A 16,853-nucleotide genomic window follows, 5' to 3' on the forward strand; every position below is an offset into this window, starting at 1 on the left:
TTATACCTCGCGTTTGGCACACATGATTTGCGCTTCACAGGCCACCTGGCCGTCTACCAGCGCACGGGCGTTGTACTTGGCGATACCGCGCTTCATGGCCAGCTGCTCGACTTCCAGCGTCAGCTGGTCGCCAGGCACGACCTGGCGCTTGAAGCGGGCATTATCGATGCCGACAAAGAAGTACAGCTCGTTTTCCGGGCGCTCGCCTTCGCTGCGGATCGACAGAATGCCGGCAGCCTGCGCCAGCGCTTCGATGATCAGCACGCCAGGCATCACCGGGTATTGTTCGAAATGGCCCATGAAGAACGGCTCGTTGATGGTCACGTTCTTGATCGCCTTGATGCGCTGGCCGGTGACAAACTCGGTGACACGGTCTACCAGCAGAAACGGGTAACGGTGCGGCAGGTAGCGCATGATCTCGCGTACGTCGATGGATACGGCTGCGTCAGTGTTCACGGCTTCAGTCATGGTTGTGGATCCTTATTGTCTTGCGCTTGTTGCAGCGCTTTTTCAAGTTGTTTGACACGGGTAACCAGCTCGCCCAGGTGCCGCAGATGTGCCGCATTGGCCAGCCACTCTTTGTGGGTGGCCATCGGGTACACCGCGGTATAGGCATCGGCCTGGCGGATGGATTTGGAAATCAGGGTGCCGGCACCCACGTGGGTACCGTCGGCAATATCCAGGTGGCCAATGATGCGCGCAGCGCCGCCAATGGTGCAGCGCGCGCCGATCTTGGTGCTGCCGGCAACGGCAGCGCAGCCGGCCATGGCGGTATGCGCGCCCACTTGTACGTTGTGCGCCAGCTGGATCTGGTTATCCAGCTTCACGCCTTCGCCAATAATGGTGTCTTTCAGCGCGCCACGGTCGATGGTGGTATTGGCGCCGACTTCGACATCGTCGCCAATAACTACCACGCCGGTTTGCGGAATCTTGAACCAGCGGTCGGTATTCCACGCCAGGCCGAAACCGTCGGCACCGATCACGGCGCCGGCGTGCAGGATGACGCGACTGCCCAGGCGGCAGCCGTGGTAGATGCTGACATTGGGGTAGATCAGCGCATCATCGCCAATGGTCACGTTATCGCCGATCACCACGCCGGGGTGGATGACACAGCGTTCGCCAATGGTGACATGGCGGCCGATACTGACCATCTCGCGGACCTCGGTGCTGGCCGCAATCACACTGCCCTCACCCACCACGGCGCGCGGATGCACACCGGGAACGGCAGCAGGCTGAGGATTCAGTAGCGTGGCCACCCGCGCAAAATACAGGTACGGATCAGCCGCCAGAATCAGGCTGCGGCCAACCTTGCTGGCGGCCTCTTCCAGCGCCGGCTTGACGATGACCGCCCCAGCGGCGGTGCTATCAAGCTGGCTGCGGTATTTCGGGTTGGCCAGAAAGGTGATCTGGCCGGCACCCGCCTCTTCCATGGAAGCCAGGCGGTCGATATCGCGGTCTTCGCCGCGCAGCTCACCGCCCAGGGCGGCCACAATGTGGGATAGTTTCATGGGTTCTAGCAATGACGAAGCCGACTTGGCGTCGGCTTCGAGTGTTGTAAGAAGCCTTGCGGCCTACTTTTCCAGCTCTTTCAGCACCTTGGGCGTAATGTCCATTTTGCCACTGACGTACACCACGTCCTGCAGGATCAGGTCGAACTGTTCACGCTCGGCCAGCTGTTTGATCACGCGGTTGGCACGCTCCTGCACTGCGGCAAACTCTTCGTTGCGGCGCTGGTTCAGGTCTTCGCGGAAATCGCGCGACTTGGCCTGGTACTCACGATCTACCGACGCCAGCTCGCGCTCCATGGCACGGCGCTCGCTGTCGCTCGGTTTGCCTTTGGCCAGCTGTAATTCTAGCTCTTTGCCACGCGCCGCCAGTTTCTTCAGCTCTGCTTCACGGCTGGCGAACTCGCGCTCCAGTTTTTTCTGCGCGTTGAGCGCAGGTGCAGCCTCGCGGTACACGCGCTCGGTATTAACGTAGCCGATTTTCATCTCGGCCGCGGTCGTAAAGGTCGTCGCCAGTAGCAATGGCAGTACCGGCAGCAAGCGTTTGAATGGCATGCAAACTCCTTAGAACACTTGGCCAATCGTAAACTGGAAGCGCTGCAACTGATCGCCGCTCTGCTTTTTCAGCGGAATGGCGTAGCTGAACTTGAGCGGGCCGATAGGTGACAACCAAGTCAGCGCCAGACCGGACGAATAGCGCAAGCCATCCGATGCACTAACCGATGTCTCTTTCGGGTCCCACAAAGTACCGGCATCCAGGAACAGGCTGGTACGCAGGCTGCGGTTATCACGCATGCCAGGGAACGGGAACAGCAGCTCCAGCGAGCTGGTGACCTTGCGCGTACCGCCCAGCGCATCGCCATTGGTATCCAGCGGGCCCATGCTGCCATTTTCATAGCCACGCACCGAGCCCAAGCCGCCCAGATAATAGTTCTGGAAGAACGGCAGACGCTTGGTTTTGCCATAGCCATTGGCGTAACCCACCTCACCGCTGGCAGCCAGGGTAAAGTTTTTCGATAGTGGCCAGAACCAAGCCTGGTTATGCGACATGCGATAGTACTGGATATCACCACCTGGCATGCCTGCGTCCAGATAGACACCCATGCTGTAACCGCGGGTAGGCCACAGGGCACTATCGCGAGTATCGCGCGACCAGCCGGCCGACGACAGTAGCGTTGCGTTGGACTTGCCGTACTGGCTGACAAAGTCCTTGTAACGCTGCGGGCTGTCGCTGTACAGCGTGATGGCGGTGTTTTCCGCGCCAAAGCTGTAATTGATGCGGTCAAACTCGGTTACCGGTACACCAAAGCGCACTGCCGCACCCGTGGTGCTGGTCTTGTACTTGTTGGTGTCAGTCGCCGACGGGTTATACACGCGGCGATACAGGTCATAGCCCACGCTGACACCATCCACCGTGTAATACGGGTCGGTGAACGAGATGGTGGAGTTCTTGGTGGTTTTACCGTTGGAGAAGCTGAACGACAAAGACTTGCCCGACCCCAGTACGTTGGCTTGCGACACCGAGGCACTCAGCTGCAGGCCATCACCCTGGGCGTAGCCGATACCGGCATTGATCGAGCCAGTGGCGCGCTCTTTGACCACTACATTCATATCCACCTGGTCTGCGGTATCCACCACAGCCGGAGTTTCAATATTGACGGTTTCAAAATAGCCCAGCAGTTCTAGGCGCTCCTTGCTACGCTTGATCGCGGCACCGTTGTACTGTGCGCTTTCCAGCTGGCGTAGCTCGCGACGAATCACTTCGTCGCGGGTGCGGGTATTGCCTGCAATATTCACGCGGCGCACCGTGGTCAGGCGACCCGGATCGACAAAGAAAGTCAGCGCTACCGTGCTTTTGTCTTTGTCGATTTCGGGCACCGGGTTTACGCTGACAAAGGCGTAACCATCGGCCTCCAGCCGCTCGGTGAGCGCCGTAATCGAGTTGTTGATTTCTTCGCGGTTGAACAGCGCACCCGATTTGACAGTAATCAGCTTGCGTAGATCAGCCTCTGGTACGCGCAGGTCTCCGGCCAGGCGGATGTCGGAAATCTTGTACTGCTTGCCCTCGGACAGGTTGGCCGTAACGTACATGTCCTGCTTGTCGGCGCTGATAGCCACCTGCGTGGACTCGATATTGAACTCGGCGTAGCCCTGATTCAGATAGTAGGCACGCAGTTTTTCCAGGTCAGCCGACAACTGCTGGCGCGAGTAGCGGTCCGAACGCGACAGCCAGGTCATGAAGCCGGATGGCGTCAGCGACATTTCGTCCAGCAGGGTATCTTCATCAAAGGCGCGGCTACCCACAATGCGGATATCCTTGATCTTGGCAGTAACGCCTTCCACGATATCCAGCGTCACGGCCACACGGTTACGTTCCAGGCGGGTGATCTGCGTCTGGATCTCGGCCGAATACTTGCCTTTGCTGAAGTACTGTCGCTTGAGCTCTTGCACCGCCTGATCCAGCAGGCCTTGGTCGAAGATGCGCGATTCAGCCAGGCCGTTATCTTTCATGGCCTTGATCAACTGCTCTTTCGGGAACTCCTTGCTGCCGTTGACCTGCAGCTGGGCAATCACCGGGCGCTCGCTCACTGCCAGCACCAGCACATCACCGTCGGACTCCACTCGAACGTCGTTAAAGAAGCCGGTAGCAAACAGGGCCTTGATGGCCTCTGCTGCGCGCTGCTGGGTGAAGGTATCACCCACTTTCAGCGGCAGATAGTTGAAGACGGTACCCGGCTCGGTACGCTGCAGGCCTTCAACACGAATATCCTTGATAACAAAACTGTCCGCGGCCCAGGCCGGGGACAAGAAGGCAGCGGCAACAGCGGCTGCAAGAAAGCGTTTGTTCATAGTTGTTATGATCCTAGCCGGCCAGCAACCGGGCGAAGTCATTAAACAAGGCCAGCATCATGACTGTCAGAATGAAAGCCATCCCCAGACGCTGACCGACTTCGTACACGCGATCGGGAAGCGGTCGCCCCCGAATCAGTTCTGCCACATGATACAGCAAGTGCCCGCCATCCAGCACTGGCACGGGTAGCAGATTGAATACCCCAAGACTGACACTGATCAGCGCCATGAATTCCAGCAAGGCAATCACACCCAGATCGGCGCTCTTTCCTGCATATTCGGCAATGGTGAGCGGGCCGCTCAAGGCGTCCAGCGACACCCCGCCGGTCAGCATGGCTGCCAGCGTACCCAGCGTACTGCCGCATAGATCCAGCGTGCGCGCCAGCGCAGCCGGAATGGCTTCGCCGGCCGGCACCTGCACGCGCTGCTGCAAGCTGGCCAGCCAGGCCTCGTCCAGCGCCGGCGCAGCGCCAATGCGGCCAACCTTCACGCCATCCTGCTCAATACTATCGGGGCGCAGTGGCAGCTGCAGCAGCCTGCCCGCACGCTGCACCGTCAGGTCAAACTGTTCGCCCGGGTGATTATGCACCCACAGCACCCATGCTTCCCAGCTTGCGACCGGCTTGCCCGCCGCCGCCATCAGCTTGTCGCCTGGCTGCAGGCCGGCGCGTGCCGCAGCACCACCCGGCAAGATGGCACCGATTTGCGGCAAATAACGCGCAGGCATCACGCCTAGCTTGCCCATGGTGGCCTGGTCGAATTTTTCCAGCCCGAACGCCGGCAAGTCCAGACGGGCTACCAGCGGCTGCCCTGCCCGCTGCAGGCCCAGCGCCAGCTGGCGATCATTGACGATCGCCATGCCCATCGCCTGGCGCGCCTCGGCCCAGTCGGCTACGGGGCTGCCATTCACACTGACAATACGGTCACCCGCACGCACACCGGCCGCAGCGGCAGCAGTTTGAGCCGCCACAGTACCAACCAGCGGCTGCAAGCGCGTTTGCTCGCCGCTCATGGTGATGGAAAAAAGCAGCACCGCCAGCAGCAAGTTGGCCACAGGGCCGGCCAGTACGATGATCATGCGCTGCCACACCGGGCGCTGGTTAAAGGCACGGTGGCGATCCCGGCTTTCAACCGGCGCTTCGCGCTCGTCCAGCATGCGTACATAGCCGCCCAGCGGTATCCACGCCAGGCGCCATTCGGTATCCCCCACGGTACGGGCATAGATGGTTTTGCCAAAGCCGATGGAAAAGGTCAGCACTTTCACGCCACACAGGCGCGCGGCCAGGAAATGGCCAAACTCGTGAAAGGTGACCAGCACGCCAATCACCAGCAGAAAAGCCAGGATGGTCATGCCGGCACCCAGCCACTCACCAGCGCCCGCGCGGCAGCGTCTTTGGCCAGCAGGCAGTCCAGATCGCTGCTGAGCGACAAGTCGCTATGCGACAGCGCACGCTCGATCAGCTGCGGTATCTGCAGGAATCCGATGCGCCCGGCCAGAAAGCTGGCGACTGCCACCTCGTTGGCCGCATTCATCACGGCGGAGGCATCGCCACCTGCTTTCAGGCAGTCGAATGCCAGCTTCAGGCAGGGAAAACGCTGCAGGTCGGGCGCTTCGAAAGTCAGCGCGCCCATGGTCAGGAAGTCCAGCGCTTGCACTGGCGCCGCAATACGCTGCGGCCAGGCCATGGCGTAGGCGATGGGCGTACGCATATCGGGCGAGCCCAGCTGCGCCAGAATGCTGCCATCGTGGTAGCGCACCATGGAGTGAATAACACTCTGCGGGTGGACGACCACCTTGATTTGCTCGGCTGGCGTATTGAATAGCCAGTGCGCCTCGATTACCTCCAGCCCCTTGTTCATCAGGCTGGCGGAATCTACCGAAATCTTGCGCCCCATCACCCAGTTCGGATGCTTGCAGGCATCCTCAGCGGTAACGTGCTGTAGCTGTTCCAGCGTATGGTGGCGGAAGGGCCCACCCGAGGCAGTCAGAATCAACTCGACTACGCCGGCCGCGGCAAGATCGCCATCAAAACCGGCAGGCAGCGCCTGGAACAGGGCGTTGTGCTCGCTATCGACAGGCAATAGCGTGGCACCACTCTCGCGCACTGCATGCATGAACAGATCGCCGGCCACCACTAGCGACTCTTTATTCGCCAGCAGAATCCGCTTGCCCGCCCGCGCTGCCGCCAGGGTTGGCCGCAAGCCTGCGGCGCCGACGATAGCGGCCATTACCATATCAACTTCGCTGGCAGTAGATACCTCCGCCAGCGCAGCCTCGCCTTGCAATACCTGGGTATCACTACCCGCCTCGGCCAGCAGCTTACGCAGGCGCGAAGCCGCTTGCGGGTCGATCAGCACCGCGTAGCGCGGCTTGTGCTGCAAACATTGGGCGAACAGTTTGTCGACCTGGCTGTGTGCTGCCAGGGCAAAAACACGGTAGCGCTGCGGGTGCATGGCCACCACGTCCAGCGTGTTGGTACCTATGCTGCCGGTAGCGCCCAGTACGGTTATCAGTTGAATAGTCATGCAGTACTCATGCAAGCAGCAAACGTAGCGCGTGCGATACGGCCAGAACGGCAATCAGGCTGTCAATGCGGTCATAAACGCCGCCGTGGCCCGGTAGCAGGCTACTGCTATCCTTGATGCCCGCACTACGCTTGAACCAGGATTCCAGCAAATCGCCCACCACGCTCACCGCAGTCAGGCCCATGGCCAGTGGCAGCAGCAGCACCAGCGGAAGGGGGATATTCAGCCAGCCCAGGTCATTCACGAACCAGACATAGGCAGCCACCCCCACCACCGCACCGGCGACACCTTCCCAGCTTTTACCAGGGCTGATAGCGGGTGCCAGCTTATGTTTGCCAAAGGTTTTACCGGCAAAATATGCCGCCACATCGGCCACCCATACCAAGCCCATCACCGCCAGCAGCTGCTTGCCGCTGATGGCCGAGTTATCGGGATGCCAGGCCAGAAAGGCAAACCAGGCCGGAAACATCAGCAACATACCCAGCAGCATGGCCGGCACTCCGCCAGGGATAGACCAGCGTTTGCGCAGCCACATCGGTGCCAAAACCAGCCATACCAGCAGCGAAGCGCTCATCACCAGCGCGCTTGGCATATAAGCTACCCACCAGGCCGCCGCCGCCAGTGCGGTACACACGGCCAGATAACCCCATTGCAGCAGGCCGGCAATACGCGCCATGCGGCTGTATTCCCATAGCGCCAAGCCGATAATCAGCCAGGAAAAAGCGGCCCAGACATGGGGAGGAAAGAAAAACAGCGCCGCCAGCATCAAGGGAAGCAGGACGAGCGCCGTGAGAATACGCGTTTTCAGCATGAATTAGCCTCGGCGTTGCGCTTCAGGCAGCTGTTCACTGGTGCGGCCAAAACGGCGTTCGCGCGCATGAAAAGACGCCAGCGCGCCGTCTAGTGCCTTGCGGTCGAAGTCGGGCCACAGCAGCTCGGTAAAGTACAGCTCGCTATACGCCAGCTGCCATAGCAGGAAGTTGCTGATACGCTGCTCGCCACCGGTGCGGATAAACAGGTCTGGCTCGGGCGCATAGGCGGTAGACAGATTGGCTGCCAGTGCGGCCTCGTCTATCTGCGTTACCCCCTGCGCCTGCAAGCGGGCTACCGCTTGCAAGACATCCCAGCGCCCGCCGTAGTCCGCGGCCACCGTCAGCGTCAGGCCAGTGTTGGCCGCAGTCAGGCCCTCGGCCGCGTCGATACGCGCCAGAATGGCACTGGAAAAACGCTCGCGCGAACCAATGACCTTCAGGCGGATATTTTTGCGGTGCAGACGCTGGACTTCGCGCTCCAGCGCCACAAAAAACAGCTCCATCAGGAAGGAGACTTCCTCTTCCGGCCGGCGCCAGTTTTCAGTGGAGAATGCAAACAGGGTCAGAAACTCCACCCCCAGATCGCTGCAGGCCTTGACTGTGTCACGCACGGCATCCAGGCCACGCTTGTGCCCGGCTACGCGCGGCAGAAAGCGCTTTTTGGCCCAGCGCCCGTTGCCATCCATGATGATGGCGATATGCCGAGGCACCGCAGGTGCCTCGGGCACATCTTGAGTAGAACTTGCAAACAAGGGCTACCCCTTATACGGCCAGCAGTTCAGCTTCTTTGGTAGCAAGCGCTTTATCGACTTCGGCAATGTACTTGTCGGTCAGCTTCTGGATATCGTCCTGGCCGCGGCGTTCTTCGTCCTCGGTGATATCTTTATCTTTCAGCAGGTTCTTGAAGTCGTTGTTGGCATCGCGGCGTACATTGCGTACAGCCACGCGTGCACCTTCAGCTTCGGCACGTACCACCTTGATCAGGTCGCGGCGACGCTCTTCGGTCAGCGCCGGCATCGGCACGCGGATCAGCTCGCCCATGGAGGACGGGTTCAGGCCCAGATCGCTATCGCGGATCGCTTTTTCGATCTTGGCAACCATGCTCTTTTCCCAGGCTTGCACACCCAGGGTACGTGCATCGATGTTGGTAACGTTGGCCACCTGATTTACCGGCACGTCGCTACCGTAGTAGTCCACCATAACGTGGTCCAACAGGCCGGCGTGTGCGCGACCGGTGCGCACTTTGGCCAGATCGGTCTTGAAGGTTTCGAGCGTTTTTTGCATTTTGTGCTCGGCCGACTTCTTCACGTCATTGATCATGATTACTCCCGTTGTCTTTCTGAAAAACAAGGCGGAAAGCGGCTCTGCGCCGTTTCCGCCTATGAGGATTCGTTAAAATCAGCAGTGTACCAGCGTGCCTTCATCTTCGCCAAGCACCACGCGGGTCAGCGCGCCTTGCTTGAAGATGCTGAATACCTTGATATTCAGCTGCTGGTCACGGCACAGGGCAAAGGCAGTCGCGTCCATGACTTTCAGGTTGCGCGAGATGGCTTCGTCAAACGTCAGGGTCTGGTAGCGTACGGCGTCCGGGTTCTTTTTCGGATCGTCGGTGTAGACACCGTCCACCTTGGTAGCTTTCAGCATGATGTCCACGTTCATTTCCATGCCACGCAGGGCTGCTGCGGTGTCGGTGGTAAAGAACGGGTTGCCGGTACCTGCGGCAAAGATCACGACCTTGCCCTCTTCCAGGTACTGCATGGCCTTGCCACGCACGTACGGCTCGGCAATCTGCTGCATGGTCAGTGCCGACTGCACACGGGCAATCAGGCCAGCCTTGGTCATGGCGTCTTTCAGTGCCAGTGCATTCATTACAGTGGCCATCATGCCCATGTAATCTGCCGTGGCACGATCCATGCCGGCTGCTGCAGGTGCTACGCCGCGGAAAATGTTACCGCCACCAATCACGATACCTACTTGCACACCCAGGTCAACGACCTCCTTGATCTGGCCAACGATCTGCTGGATGGTGTTGCGGTTAATCCCGTAGCTGTCATCACCCATCAGGGCTTCACCGGAAAGTTTCAGCAGAATGCGTTTATAGGCGGGGGATTGGCTCATGATTACCTCTGGCATGCGGTTGGAGTTTCTTTAATTTGCGAAACGGCACCCTGTTTTGCAGGGTGCCGTTGATTCGATCAGCTTAAGCTAGCGATCAGAGCTTGGCAGCAGCAGCAACCTCTGCAGCGTAGTCAACCACTTTCTTCTCGATGCCTTCGCCCACAACAAACATGGCGAATGCTTTAACGGAAGCGCCTTTTTCGGCCAGCAGTTTTTCTACGGTGATGTCTGGGTTCTTGACGAACTGCTGACCCAGCAGGGTCACTTCAGCCAGGAACTTGTTCACGCGGCCTTCAACCATTTTAGCAACGATATCAGCCGGCTTGCCGGATTCGGCAGCCTGTGCGGTGTAGATCTTGCGCTCTTGCTCCAGAGTGTCGGCAGACACTTCGGCTTTGGATACGCAGATAGGTTTGGAGGCGGCAACGTGCATGGCCACATCTTTACCGATTTGCTCTTCACCTTTGAAGTCAACGATAACGCCGATCTTCGCGCCGTGCAGGTAGGTAGCGATGGCACCGTCGGTTTCGTAACGTACGAAACGGCGGATGGTCATGTTCTCGCCCAGCTTGGCGATGGCAGCCTTGCGGATGTCTTCTACGGACTGGCCGTCGATCACAACAGCGGACAGGGCTTCAACATCGGCAGGATTGGCTTCTACCACAGCTTGAGCAGCAGCAGTGACCAGCGCGATGAAAGTAGGATCTTTGGCAACGAAGTCGGTCTCGCAGTTCACTTCAACCAGGGCGCCAACGCCACCAGCTACGAAAGAACCGATGATACCTTCAGCGGCTACACGGCCAGCCATTTTGGAGGCTTTGGCACCGGACTTGATACGCAGGATTTCTTCTGCTTTTGCCAGGTCGCCGTCAGCTTCTACCAGTGCTTTTTTGCACTCCATCATGCCCAGACCGGTCGCATTGCGCAGGTCGGATACCATCTTTGCGGTGATTTCCGCCATGGTGAACTCCTTGAATATATTCGGATACGTTGAAACTGAGATCTAAAAAAAGGGGCTTTCGCCCCTTTTCTGCTTACTCGGCAGCAGCCGGTTCAGCAGCGATGATTTCCTGGATTGCCTGAGCGCGGCCTTCCAGAACAGCATCGGCGATACCGCGAGCGTACAGGCGGATAGCGCGGCTGGAGTCATCGTTACCCGGGATAACGTAGTCGATGCCTTCCGGCGAGTTGTTGGTATCAACAACACCAATTACCGGGATACCCAGTTTTTTGGCTTCAACAACAGCACCTTTCTGGTAGCCGGTATCGATTACGAAGATCGCGTCCGGCAGACCTTTCATATCCTTGATACCGCCCAGCGAACGCTCCAGTTTTTCAACGTCGCGTTGCAGGTCCAGCAGTTCTTTCTTGTTGAAACCGGACTGATCGCCAGCTTCGAGCTGGGCACGCTTGTCTTCAAGACGCTTGATGGACTGCTTCACGGTCTTGTAGTTGGTCAGCATGCCGCCCAGCCAGCGGTGATCCACGAACGGCGCACCTGCACGGGTGGCTTCTTCGCGGACGATCTCACGCGCCTGACGCTTGGTACCCACGAACAGAACGTTACCCTTGTTGGCAGTCAGACGACGCACATATTCCTGAGCCTGCACGAACAGCGGCAGGGTTTTTTCCAGGTTGATGATGTGAATCTTGTTGCGGCTGCCAAAGATGTACTGAGCCATCTTCGGGTTCCAGAAGCGGGTTTGGTGGCCGAAGTGTACGCCGGCCTCAAGCATTTGACGCATGGTCACATTGGTGGACATTCTGAATCTCCAAAAGGGTTATGCCTCCATCCGTACAGACAACCCGCAAGCGGGCACCCTTTGGTACGGATGTGCGTGATATCCCCCAAAAATTGAGGGAACTCGCAATTGTAGCACTATCGAACCAAACCCTTCAAGCCATTCAGATATCACCGTCCGGGTTTTGCTTGCGCAGCTGTCGGCGGCGCACTATCCACAAAATGAGCCAAGTGGGCAAAACACCCAGGAAAAACACAATGATGCCGCTGCGAATCGCACTCTCCTGCGCTACCGCCAGCATCAGCACCACATATAGCCAACCAATCAGCACGAGATACATATCAAACGTCCGTTTGAAAAATTATCGGAATTCTGACAAGAATACCGCATCACACCATACAGAACAGAGTGACCTACCATGCAGACCCGCCTCACAGACACTTTCGGCATTGCCCTCCCTCTGGTTTGCCCCGGCATGAGCTACATTGCCGTACCCGAACTGGTGGCCGCCACCAGTAACGCAGGCGGCCTGGGCATCCTGGCTACCGGCCCACTGAACGCCGAGCAAACCCGCGCCGCCATCCGCCGCATCCGCCAGCTAACCGACAAGCCCTTCGGCATTGGCTGCACCCTGATGATGCCTGGTGCCAAGGAGAACGCCGAAGTCGCACTGCAAGAACAAGTGCCGGTGATCAATTTCTCGCTGGGCAAAGGTGACTGGATCGTCAAACGGGCCCGCGAGTACGGCGGCAAGGTCATCGCCACGGTGGTAACGGAAAAACACGCCATCTCGGCCGAGAAAGCCGGCGTCGACGCCCTGCTGGTCACCGGGCACGAAGCCGCCGCACACGGCGGTGAAGTCACCTCGCTGGTGCTGATCCCCGCCATCCGCAAGGTGTCGTCACTACCGATTATTGCAGCAGGCGGTTTTGGCACCGGCAGCGGGCTGATTGCCGCCCTGGCACTGGGTGCCGATGGCATCGCGATGGGCAGCCGCCTGGCCATGACGCGCGAAAGCCCGGTGCACCAGCGCACCAAAGACATGATCCGCGAGCGTGGCGTAGGCGACACCATTTATTCCAAGAATTTCGACGGCCTGTGGTGCCGGGTCATGGACTCTGCCTCCGCACGCAAAGCCACCCGCAAGCCGCTGGGCTTGCTGACTGCCGGCTGGCGCGCCATGGGCGTCAGCCGCAAGCTGGGCATGCCGGTGGCCAAGGTGGTCATCGGCGGCATGCTGACGCAGCCACAGTCGCTACGGCAGCTGGCACAGTTTGGCGCCGCTACCGAGTCCATTCGCCTGGCCATCGAAGACGGCGATCACCAGAAAGGCGTGCAGCTGATCGGCCAGGTGCAAGGCCTGATTGACGATATTCCCAGCGTGGCCGAGCTGTTCGCCCGCCTGCTGGACGAGGCACGCAGCTGCCAGCAAGCCCTGCCTCGCGTTTAGGATAGGCCTGCAAGGCAAGCATGACCCCGTGCGCATTGCCATTTTTGGTAATGAGATTTATTATCATAAAGCAATGCGCACGCCATCAGCACGCGGACGAGCGCCCACGTTCCCTCTTTCCGCAGGAAACACCATGCTTGAGCTTGCCTTCGATATCCAACAGCTGCACACCTGCCCGCCCTCACCCGGGTTCCATCAGCAATGCCATGGCTTGCGCATCCCGGCCAGCCGGCTCACCGTGATTACCGGCCCGGACAGCCGCAACAACAGTGCCATGCTCGATGCGCTGGCAGGGCACCAAGGCCATGTCTGCGGCCAACTGTTCGGCCAGCCGCTATCGCGCGGCCAGGCCGCCATCGCACGCCTTGGCGCACAGCCCCCCTGCCCCGGCAGGCTGCGTCTGGGCGATTTCGTCATGCAGGCCCGCACGCGCACGCACTGGCTGGCGCGGCCGCAAGCCATCGACCATGAAGCCGTCAGCCAGGCACTGCATACCGTAGGAATCGGTGACCTGGCCCGCCACAAGCTGGGCACGCTAACGGCAGCGCAGCGCCAGCTGGCCTGCCTGGCACAAAAGCTGGCCGGCCACGCCCCCGTGTTGCTGCTGGACGAGCCCGCCAGCTTGCTGGCACCGATTGCCCGTGTAGCGCTGCTACGCAAGTTGGCCGCACTGGCACTGCGCGGCCGCACCATAGTCTGCGCGCTGCAAGACAGCCAGCCGGGAAGCCAGTATGCGCACTGGCTGATACAGCACCACGCCGGAGGCCGCATACAGCAAGGCGCGCCGGCATCCCCCACCACGCCACCCATGGCCGCCTGAACCATAGGCACAAGTGGGCACTTGCTGCCGCACGGCGTAGAATGGCCACCCCAGCCCTCCGCCTGCCACTGCCCATGAGCCTGCACCTGCCTGCCCAAGCCCACCCCCACCTGCCCACGCACTGGTGCCTGTTTGACGGCAACAGCCTGTACCTGCATGACAATCAGCTACCTGCCACCCCGCCGGGTCCGCACAGCGCGCCTTGCTTCATCGGGCACAACGATGCGGCCAACCTGTACAGCGCCGAACTGATCGGCCCCGCCCCGGCGGACTGGCAAAAAGTCACGCTGCGCCAGGCGCTTTACGCACTGCCCGCCGACAGTAGTGCCCTGCTGGCCCGCGCAGCCCAGCTGCGCCGCTTTAACCAGACTCATCGTTACTGTGGCGCCTGCGCCGGCCCGCTACAGGCGCACCTGCACGACCACGGCCGCCACTGCCCGGCCTGCGGCGAGGTGTACTACCCGCGCCTGTCGCCCGCCATGATGGTACTCATCACCCGTGGCCGCGAAATACTGCTGGCGCGCAGCCCGCACTTTGCCCCCGGCATGTACAGCGCGCTGGCCGGCTTTGTCGAGCCCGGCGAAACACTGGAAGCCTGCGTACATCGCGAGGCTTTTGAAGAGGTTGGCGTCCGCCTGCACCCACCACGCTATGCCATGTCGCAATCGTGGCCGTTCCCGCACTCGCTGATGCTGGCCTTTGTGGCGGAATACCACAGTGGCGACATTACACCGCAGCCAGGCGAGATCGAAGACGCCGCCTGGTTCGATATCGATGCATTGCCGGCCATACCACCCGAGCGCTCCATCGCTTACTTTTTGATTACAGAACACATTCGGCAGCTGCGCAGCCAGTCCACTCCCTGACCTAACACCCCGCCCGCGCAGGCAAATAATGCTTATTGCGTTATTTTTATCAATGACTAATGTCATTCGCACCCGCCTATTTTCTATTCAGTCCTTTAAAAACAGCCCTACACGTTTTAATATCAAAGCACATAAAAAATAGGCGGCCACACGACAGCCGCCGCCACCCAATCAAAGCACATCTGCAAGGAAAAAATCATGGGGAAATTGACGCTGGCACGGCGCCTGGGCCTGGGCTTTGGTGCCGTCATCCTGCTCTTGGTCCTGGGCTCGGCTTTTACGCTATACCGTCTCACGGTGATCCAGACGCGCGTTTCCGAGCTGGTAGAACACCGCATTCCGGTAATCCAGTACTCGCGTACGCTCAGCGGTTCGCTGCTGGCCTCCACCAACGCTGCGCGCACCATCCTGCTGGAAAGCGACGACAAGCTGGTGGAAGAAAAAATGGCGATCCTGAAAAAATCCGTCATCACCGCCAACCAGCAGTTCAAGCTGATGCAGGAAATTTCCTCCGACCCTGAGGAACTGGTACTGGTAGAAAAAATCGGCAAATCGCTCGCCGAGTTCAACCGGCTCACCGACAAGCTTATCCCCATGATTACCAAGCAGAAATGGGACGCCTCCATCATCGTCAGCGAGAAAATGGAGCCGCAGGAAGGCCTGCTTGGCATGCAGCTCGACAAGCTGATTGCCCACCATACCAAGGTGATGGAAGAGCAGAAATCATCCACCACCAGCACCCTGCGCGACACCATGGTAGCGGCCATCATCGCCATTATCGCCAGCGTGGGGGCCAGTATCGTCGTGGCCCTGCTGATAGCCCGCACCCTGACCCGCCAGATCGGCGGCGAACCCGACTACGCCGCCACCGTGATGAAAGAAATCGCCCATGGCAACCTGGGTGTAGAGGTTAGCCTGAGCAAGGGTGACAACAGCTCCCTGCTGTACAACCTGTCACGCATGACACGCGAGCTGAACGACGCCTTGCGCACCGTGGAGCGTAGCGTGCAAGAAAGCGGCAGCGCCTCGCAGGAGCTGCGCGACACCATGCAGCGCCTGATGAGCCGCAGCGAGGAACAAAACCGCGCCGCTGACGAAATGGCCACAGTTATCCAGCAAATGGCCGTAGGCGTGCGCGAGCTGCACCAAAGTGCAGGTAGCGCCGAAATGGCCGCCCGCAATGCCAGCGGCGACGCCCGTGACGGCGTAGAAGTGATCAAGGGCGCCGTGAAAGAAATGGACGCCATCAGCACCCTGATCCAGAGCACGGCAGGCAGCATCCACGAGCTGGGCCGGCAGTCACAAACCATCGACAACATCGTGTCGGTTATTCGTGACGTGGCCGACCAGACCAACCTGCTGGCGCTGAACGCCGCCATCGAAGCCGCGCGCGCCGGCGAGCAAGGCCGCGGGTTTGCCGTGGTAGCCGACGAAGTACGCAAGCTGGCCGAGCGCACCACCAAGGCCACCGGCGAGATCGCCCAGATGATCGGTGCCATCCGTGTCAGCTCGCAGCAAGCCGTGGAAGCCATGAACCAATCGGTAGAGCGCGCCCATACCAGCGCCAGCCAGGGCCAGCGCGCCGGCGAATCCATCGTGGCCATCCAGGACGGCACAGAAAATGTGGGCCAGAGCGTGTTGTCCATCGCCAGCGCCCTGTCCGAGCAGGCGCGCTCCGGCGAACAGGTATCGCGCGAGGTGGAACGCATTACCAGCATTGCCCACCGCAACCGCGAAGCCGCCGACGAGGCCGCCCGCGCCGCCGCGCGCATGAGCGAGCTTACCGAAGAGATTCGCCAGAGCTTCAGCCGCTTCCGCACCAACTAAGGTTGGCCGCACCCGTCCTGCCATACTTGGCAGGCAAACAACAGCCCCGACTGGATCCCAGCCGGGGCTGTTGTTCTATGGAAGGCCTGCCAGCGCTATGACACAAGACCCTCGCCTATCGAGCCCCCCAGCCTGCGCGCTACCTTCCTGCCCTGGTGGTTTGCCATCGCCCCGACGCCCGTTATCCCCGCCTCACAGAAGCAGCCTCGCTGGCGGCTGCGTGGCAGGCGCGCCTGCATTTGCTGCAAGGCCAGGAGGCCTTGGCCGAGCTGTCCCCTTTGTTGGCCGCCCTGGCGGTGCTGGCGGCACAGCCGCTGGCCGGCGAGTGCTAAGCCGG

Annotated in this window: 18 protein-coding genes; 5 read left to right on the top strand and 13 right to left on the bottom strand. The window is 60.1% G+C overall.

What is annotated here, in order from left to right; all coding sequences use genetic code 11:
• The 13 genes from fabZ to PQU95_RS16755 all read right to left on the bottom strand — a co-directional run bounded on the left by fabZ (position 1) and on the right by PQU95_RS16755 (position 11,893).
• Positions 1-468, bottom strand: a complete 468-nt coding sequence (gene fabZ, locus PQU95_RS16695) for a 3-hydroxyacyl-ACP dehydratase FabZ (RefSeq protein ID WP_272753057.1) — start codon at positions 466-468, stop codon at positions 1-3.
• The gene (gene lpxD, locus PQU95_RS16700) at positions 465-1,508 is read right to left on the bottom strand and encodes a UDP-3-O-(3-hydroxymyristoyl)glucosamine N-acyltransferase (RefSeq protein ID WP_272753058.1); all 1,044 of its coding nucleotides are present in this window, start codon (positions 1,506-1,508) and stop codon (positions 465-467) included. The genes fabZ and lpxD overlap by 4 nt, the downstream gene beginning before the upstream one ends.
• 63 nt (positions 1,509-1,571) lie before the next feature.
• Positions 1,572-2,060, bottom strand: coding sequence for an OmpH/Skp family outer membrane protein (locus PQU95_RS16705; protein WP_272753059.1), 489 nt, complete (start codon positions 2,058-2,060; stop codon positions 1,572-1,574).
• Between the two features lie 9 nt (positions 2,061-2,069).
• On the bottom strand, positions 2,070-4,355 hold the full coding sequence (gene bamA, locus PQU95_RS16710; RefSeq protein ID WP_272753060.1) for an outer membrane protein assembly factor BamA: 2,286 nt from the start codon (positions 4,353-4,355) through the stop codon (positions 2,070-2,072).
• A gap of 13 nt (positions 4,356-4,368) precedes the next feature.
• A complete protein-coding gene (rseP, locus tag PQU95_RS16715) occupies positions 4,369-5,706 on the bottom strand; it encodes an RIP metalloprotease RseP (protein WP_272753061.1) in 1,338 nt (445 codons plus the stop codon).
• Positions 5,703-6,881 (bottom strand): 1-deoxy-D-xylulose-5-phosphate reductoisomerase, encoded by a 1,179-nt coding sequence (gene ispC / locus PQU95_RS16720; RefSeq protein ID WP_272753062.1) that lies wholly within the window; start codon positions 6,879-6,881, stop codon positions 5,703-5,705. Before ispC ends, rseP begins: the two co-directional genes overlap by 4 nt.
• A gap of 7 nt (positions 6,882-6,888) precedes the next feature.
• Positions 6,889-7,692, bottom strand: coding sequence for a phosphatidate cytidylyltransferase (locus PQU95_RS16725; protein ID WP_272753063.1), 804 nt, complete (start codon positions 7,690-7,692; stop codon positions 6,889-6,891).
• Between the two features lie 3 nt (positions 7,693-7,695).
• The gene (gene uppS / locus PQU95_RS16730) at positions 7,696-8,445 is read right to left on the bottom strand and encodes a polyprenyl diphosphate synthase (RefSeq protein ID WP_272753064.1); all 750 of its coding nucleotides are present in this window, start codon (positions 8,443-8,445) and stop codon (positions 7,696-7,698) included.
• A 10-nt stretch (positions 8,446-8,455) separates the two neighbouring features.
• Positions 8,456-9,013 carry a ribosome recycling factor gene (gene frr, locus PQU95_RS16735; protein ID WP_227303524.1) on the bottom strand — a complete coding sequence of 186 codons (558 nt, stop codon included), beginning with the start codon at positions 9,011-9,013 and terminating at the stop codon, positions 8,456-8,458.
• A gap of 78 nt (positions 9,014-9,091) precedes the next feature.
• Positions 9,092-9,811, bottom strand: coding sequence for a UMP kinase (pyrH, locus tag PQU95_RS16740; RefSeq protein WP_017509528.1), 720 nt, complete (start codon positions 9,809-9,811; stop codon positions 9,092-9,094).
• A 94-nt stretch (positions 9,812-9,905) separates the two neighbouring features.
• Positions 9,906-10,772, bottom strand: coding sequence for a translation elongation factor Ts (gene tsf / locus PQU95_RS16745; RefSeq protein ID WP_272753065.1), 867 nt, complete (start codon positions 10,770-10,772; stop codon positions 9,906-9,908).
• 73 nt (positions 10,773-10,845) lie between these two features.
• The gene (rpsB, locus tag PQU95_RS16750; protein ID WP_017509526.1) at positions 10,846-11,574 is read right to left on the bottom strand and encodes a 30S ribosomal protein S2; all 729 of its coding nucleotides are present in this window, start codon (positions 11,572-11,574) and stop codon (positions 10,846-10,848) included.
• Between the two features lie 142 nt (positions 11,575-11,716).
• Positions 11,717-11,893, bottom strand: coding sequence for a hypothetical protein (locus PQU95_RS16755; RefSeq protein WP_017509525.1), 177 nt, complete (start codon positions 11,891-11,893; stop codon positions 11,717-11,719).
• A 78-nt stretch (positions 11,894-11,971) separates the two neighbouring features.
• On the opposite strand from PQU95_RS16755, the gene PQU95_RS16760 reads away from it, so the two are divergent.
• The 5 genes from PQU95_RS16760 to PQU95_RS16780 all read left to right on the top strand — a co-directional run bounded on the left by PQU95_RS16760 (position 11,972) and on the right by PQU95_RS16780 (position 16,848).
• Positions 11,972-13,003: an NAD(P)H-dependent flavin oxidoreductase gene (locus tag PQU95_RS16760; RefSeq protein WP_272753066.1), complete on the top strand. Its 1,032-nt coding sequence runs from the start codon at positions 11,972-11,974 to the stop codon at positions 13,001-13,003.
• A gap of 133 nt (positions 13,004-13,136) precedes the next feature.
• Entirely contained in the window at positions 13,137-13,823 is a 687-nt protein-coding gene (locus tag PQU95_RS16765; RefSeq protein ID WP_272753067.1) for an ATP-binding cassette domain-containing protein, read from the top strand.
• A 74-nt stretch (positions 13,824-13,897) separates the two neighbouring features.
• Entirely contained in the window at positions 13,898-14,689 is a 792-nt protein-coding gene (gene nudC, locus PQU95_RS16770; RefSeq protein ID WP_272753068.1) for an NAD(+) diphosphatase, read from the top strand.
• Between the two features lie 198 nt (positions 14,690-14,887).
• Positions 14,888-16,516, top strand: a complete 1,629-nt coding sequence (locus tag PQU95_RS16775; protein WP_272753069.1) for a methyl-accepting chemotaxis protein — start codon at positions 14,888-14,890, stop codon at positions 16,514-16,516.
• Positions 16,517-16,671: 155 nt separating this feature from the next.
• Positions 16,672-16,848, top strand: coding sequence for a hypothetical protein (locus PQU95_RS16780; RefSeq protein WP_272753070.1), 177 nt, complete (start codon positions 16,672-16,674; stop codon positions 16,846-16,848).
• The last annotated feature ends 5 nt before the right edge of the window (positions 16,849-16,853 follow it).

Origin of the sequence: Vogesella aquatica (assembly GCF_028548455.1) — a bacterium.
GTDB classification, from domain to species: domain Bacteria; phylum Pseudomonadota; class Gammaproteobacteria; order Burkholderiales; family Chromobacteriaceae; genus Vogesella; species Vogesella aquatica.

Coding starts and splice junctions, on each gene's coding strand:
- fabZ (WP_272753057.1), bottom strand. CDS start 468: ATGACTGAAGCCGTGAACACTGACGCAGCCGTATCCATCGACGTACGC.
- lpxD (WP_272753058.1), bottom strand. CDS start 1,508: ATGAAACTATCCCACATTGTGGCCGCCCTGGGCGGTGAGCTGCGCGGC.
- PQU95_RS16705 (WP_272753059.1), bottom strand. CDS start 2,060: ATGCCATTCAAACGCTTGCTGCCGGTACTGCCATTGCTACTGGCGACG.
- bamA (WP_272753060.1), bottom strand. CDS start 4,355: ATGAACAAACGCTTTCTTGCAGCCGCTGTTGCCGCTGCCTTCTTGTCC.
- rseP (WP_272753061.1), bottom strand. CDS start 5,706: ATGACCATCCTGGCTTTTCTGCTGGTGATTGGCGTGCTGGTCACCTTT.
- ispC (WP_272753062.1), bottom strand. CDS start 6,881: ATGACTATTCAACTGATAACCGTACTGGGCGCTACCGGCAGCATAGGT.
- PQU95_RS16725 (WP_272753063.1), bottom strand. CDS start 7,692: ATGCTGAAAACGCGTATTCTCACGGCGCTCGTCCTGCTTCCCTTGATG.
- frr (WP_227303524.1), bottom strand. CDS start 9,013: ATGATCAATGACGTGAAGAAGTCGGCCGAGCACAAAATGCAAAAAACG.
- pyrH (WP_017509528.1), bottom strand. CDS start 9,811: ATGAGCCAATCCCCCGCCTATAAACGCATTCTGCTGAAACTTTCCGGT.
- tsf (WP_272753065.1), bottom strand. CDS start 10,772: ATGGCGGAAATCACCGCAAAGATGGTATCCGACCTGCGCAATGCGACC.
- rpsB (WP_017509526.1), bottom strand. CDS start 11,574: ATGTCCACCAATGTGACCATGCGTCAAATGCTTGAGGCCGGCGTACAC.
- PQU95_RS16755 (WP_017509525.1), bottom strand. CDS start 11,893: ATGTATCTCGTGCTGATTGGTTGGCTATATGTGGTGCTGATGCTGGCG.
- PQU95_RS16760 (WP_272753066.1), top strand. CDS start 11,972: ATGCAGACCCGCCTCACAGACACTTTCGGCATTGCCCTCCCTCTGGTT.
- PQU95_RS16765 (WP_272753067.1), top strand. CDS start 13,137: ATGCTTGAGCTTGCCTTCGATATCCAACAGCTGCACACCTGCCCGCCC.
- nudC (WP_272753068.1), top strand. CDS start 13,898: ATGAGCCTGCACCTGCCTGCCCAAGCCCACCCCCACCTGCCCACGCAC.
- PQU95_RS16775 (WP_272753069.1), top strand. CDS start 14,888: ATGGGGAAATTGACGCTGGCACGGCGCCTGGGCCTGGGCTTTGGTGCC.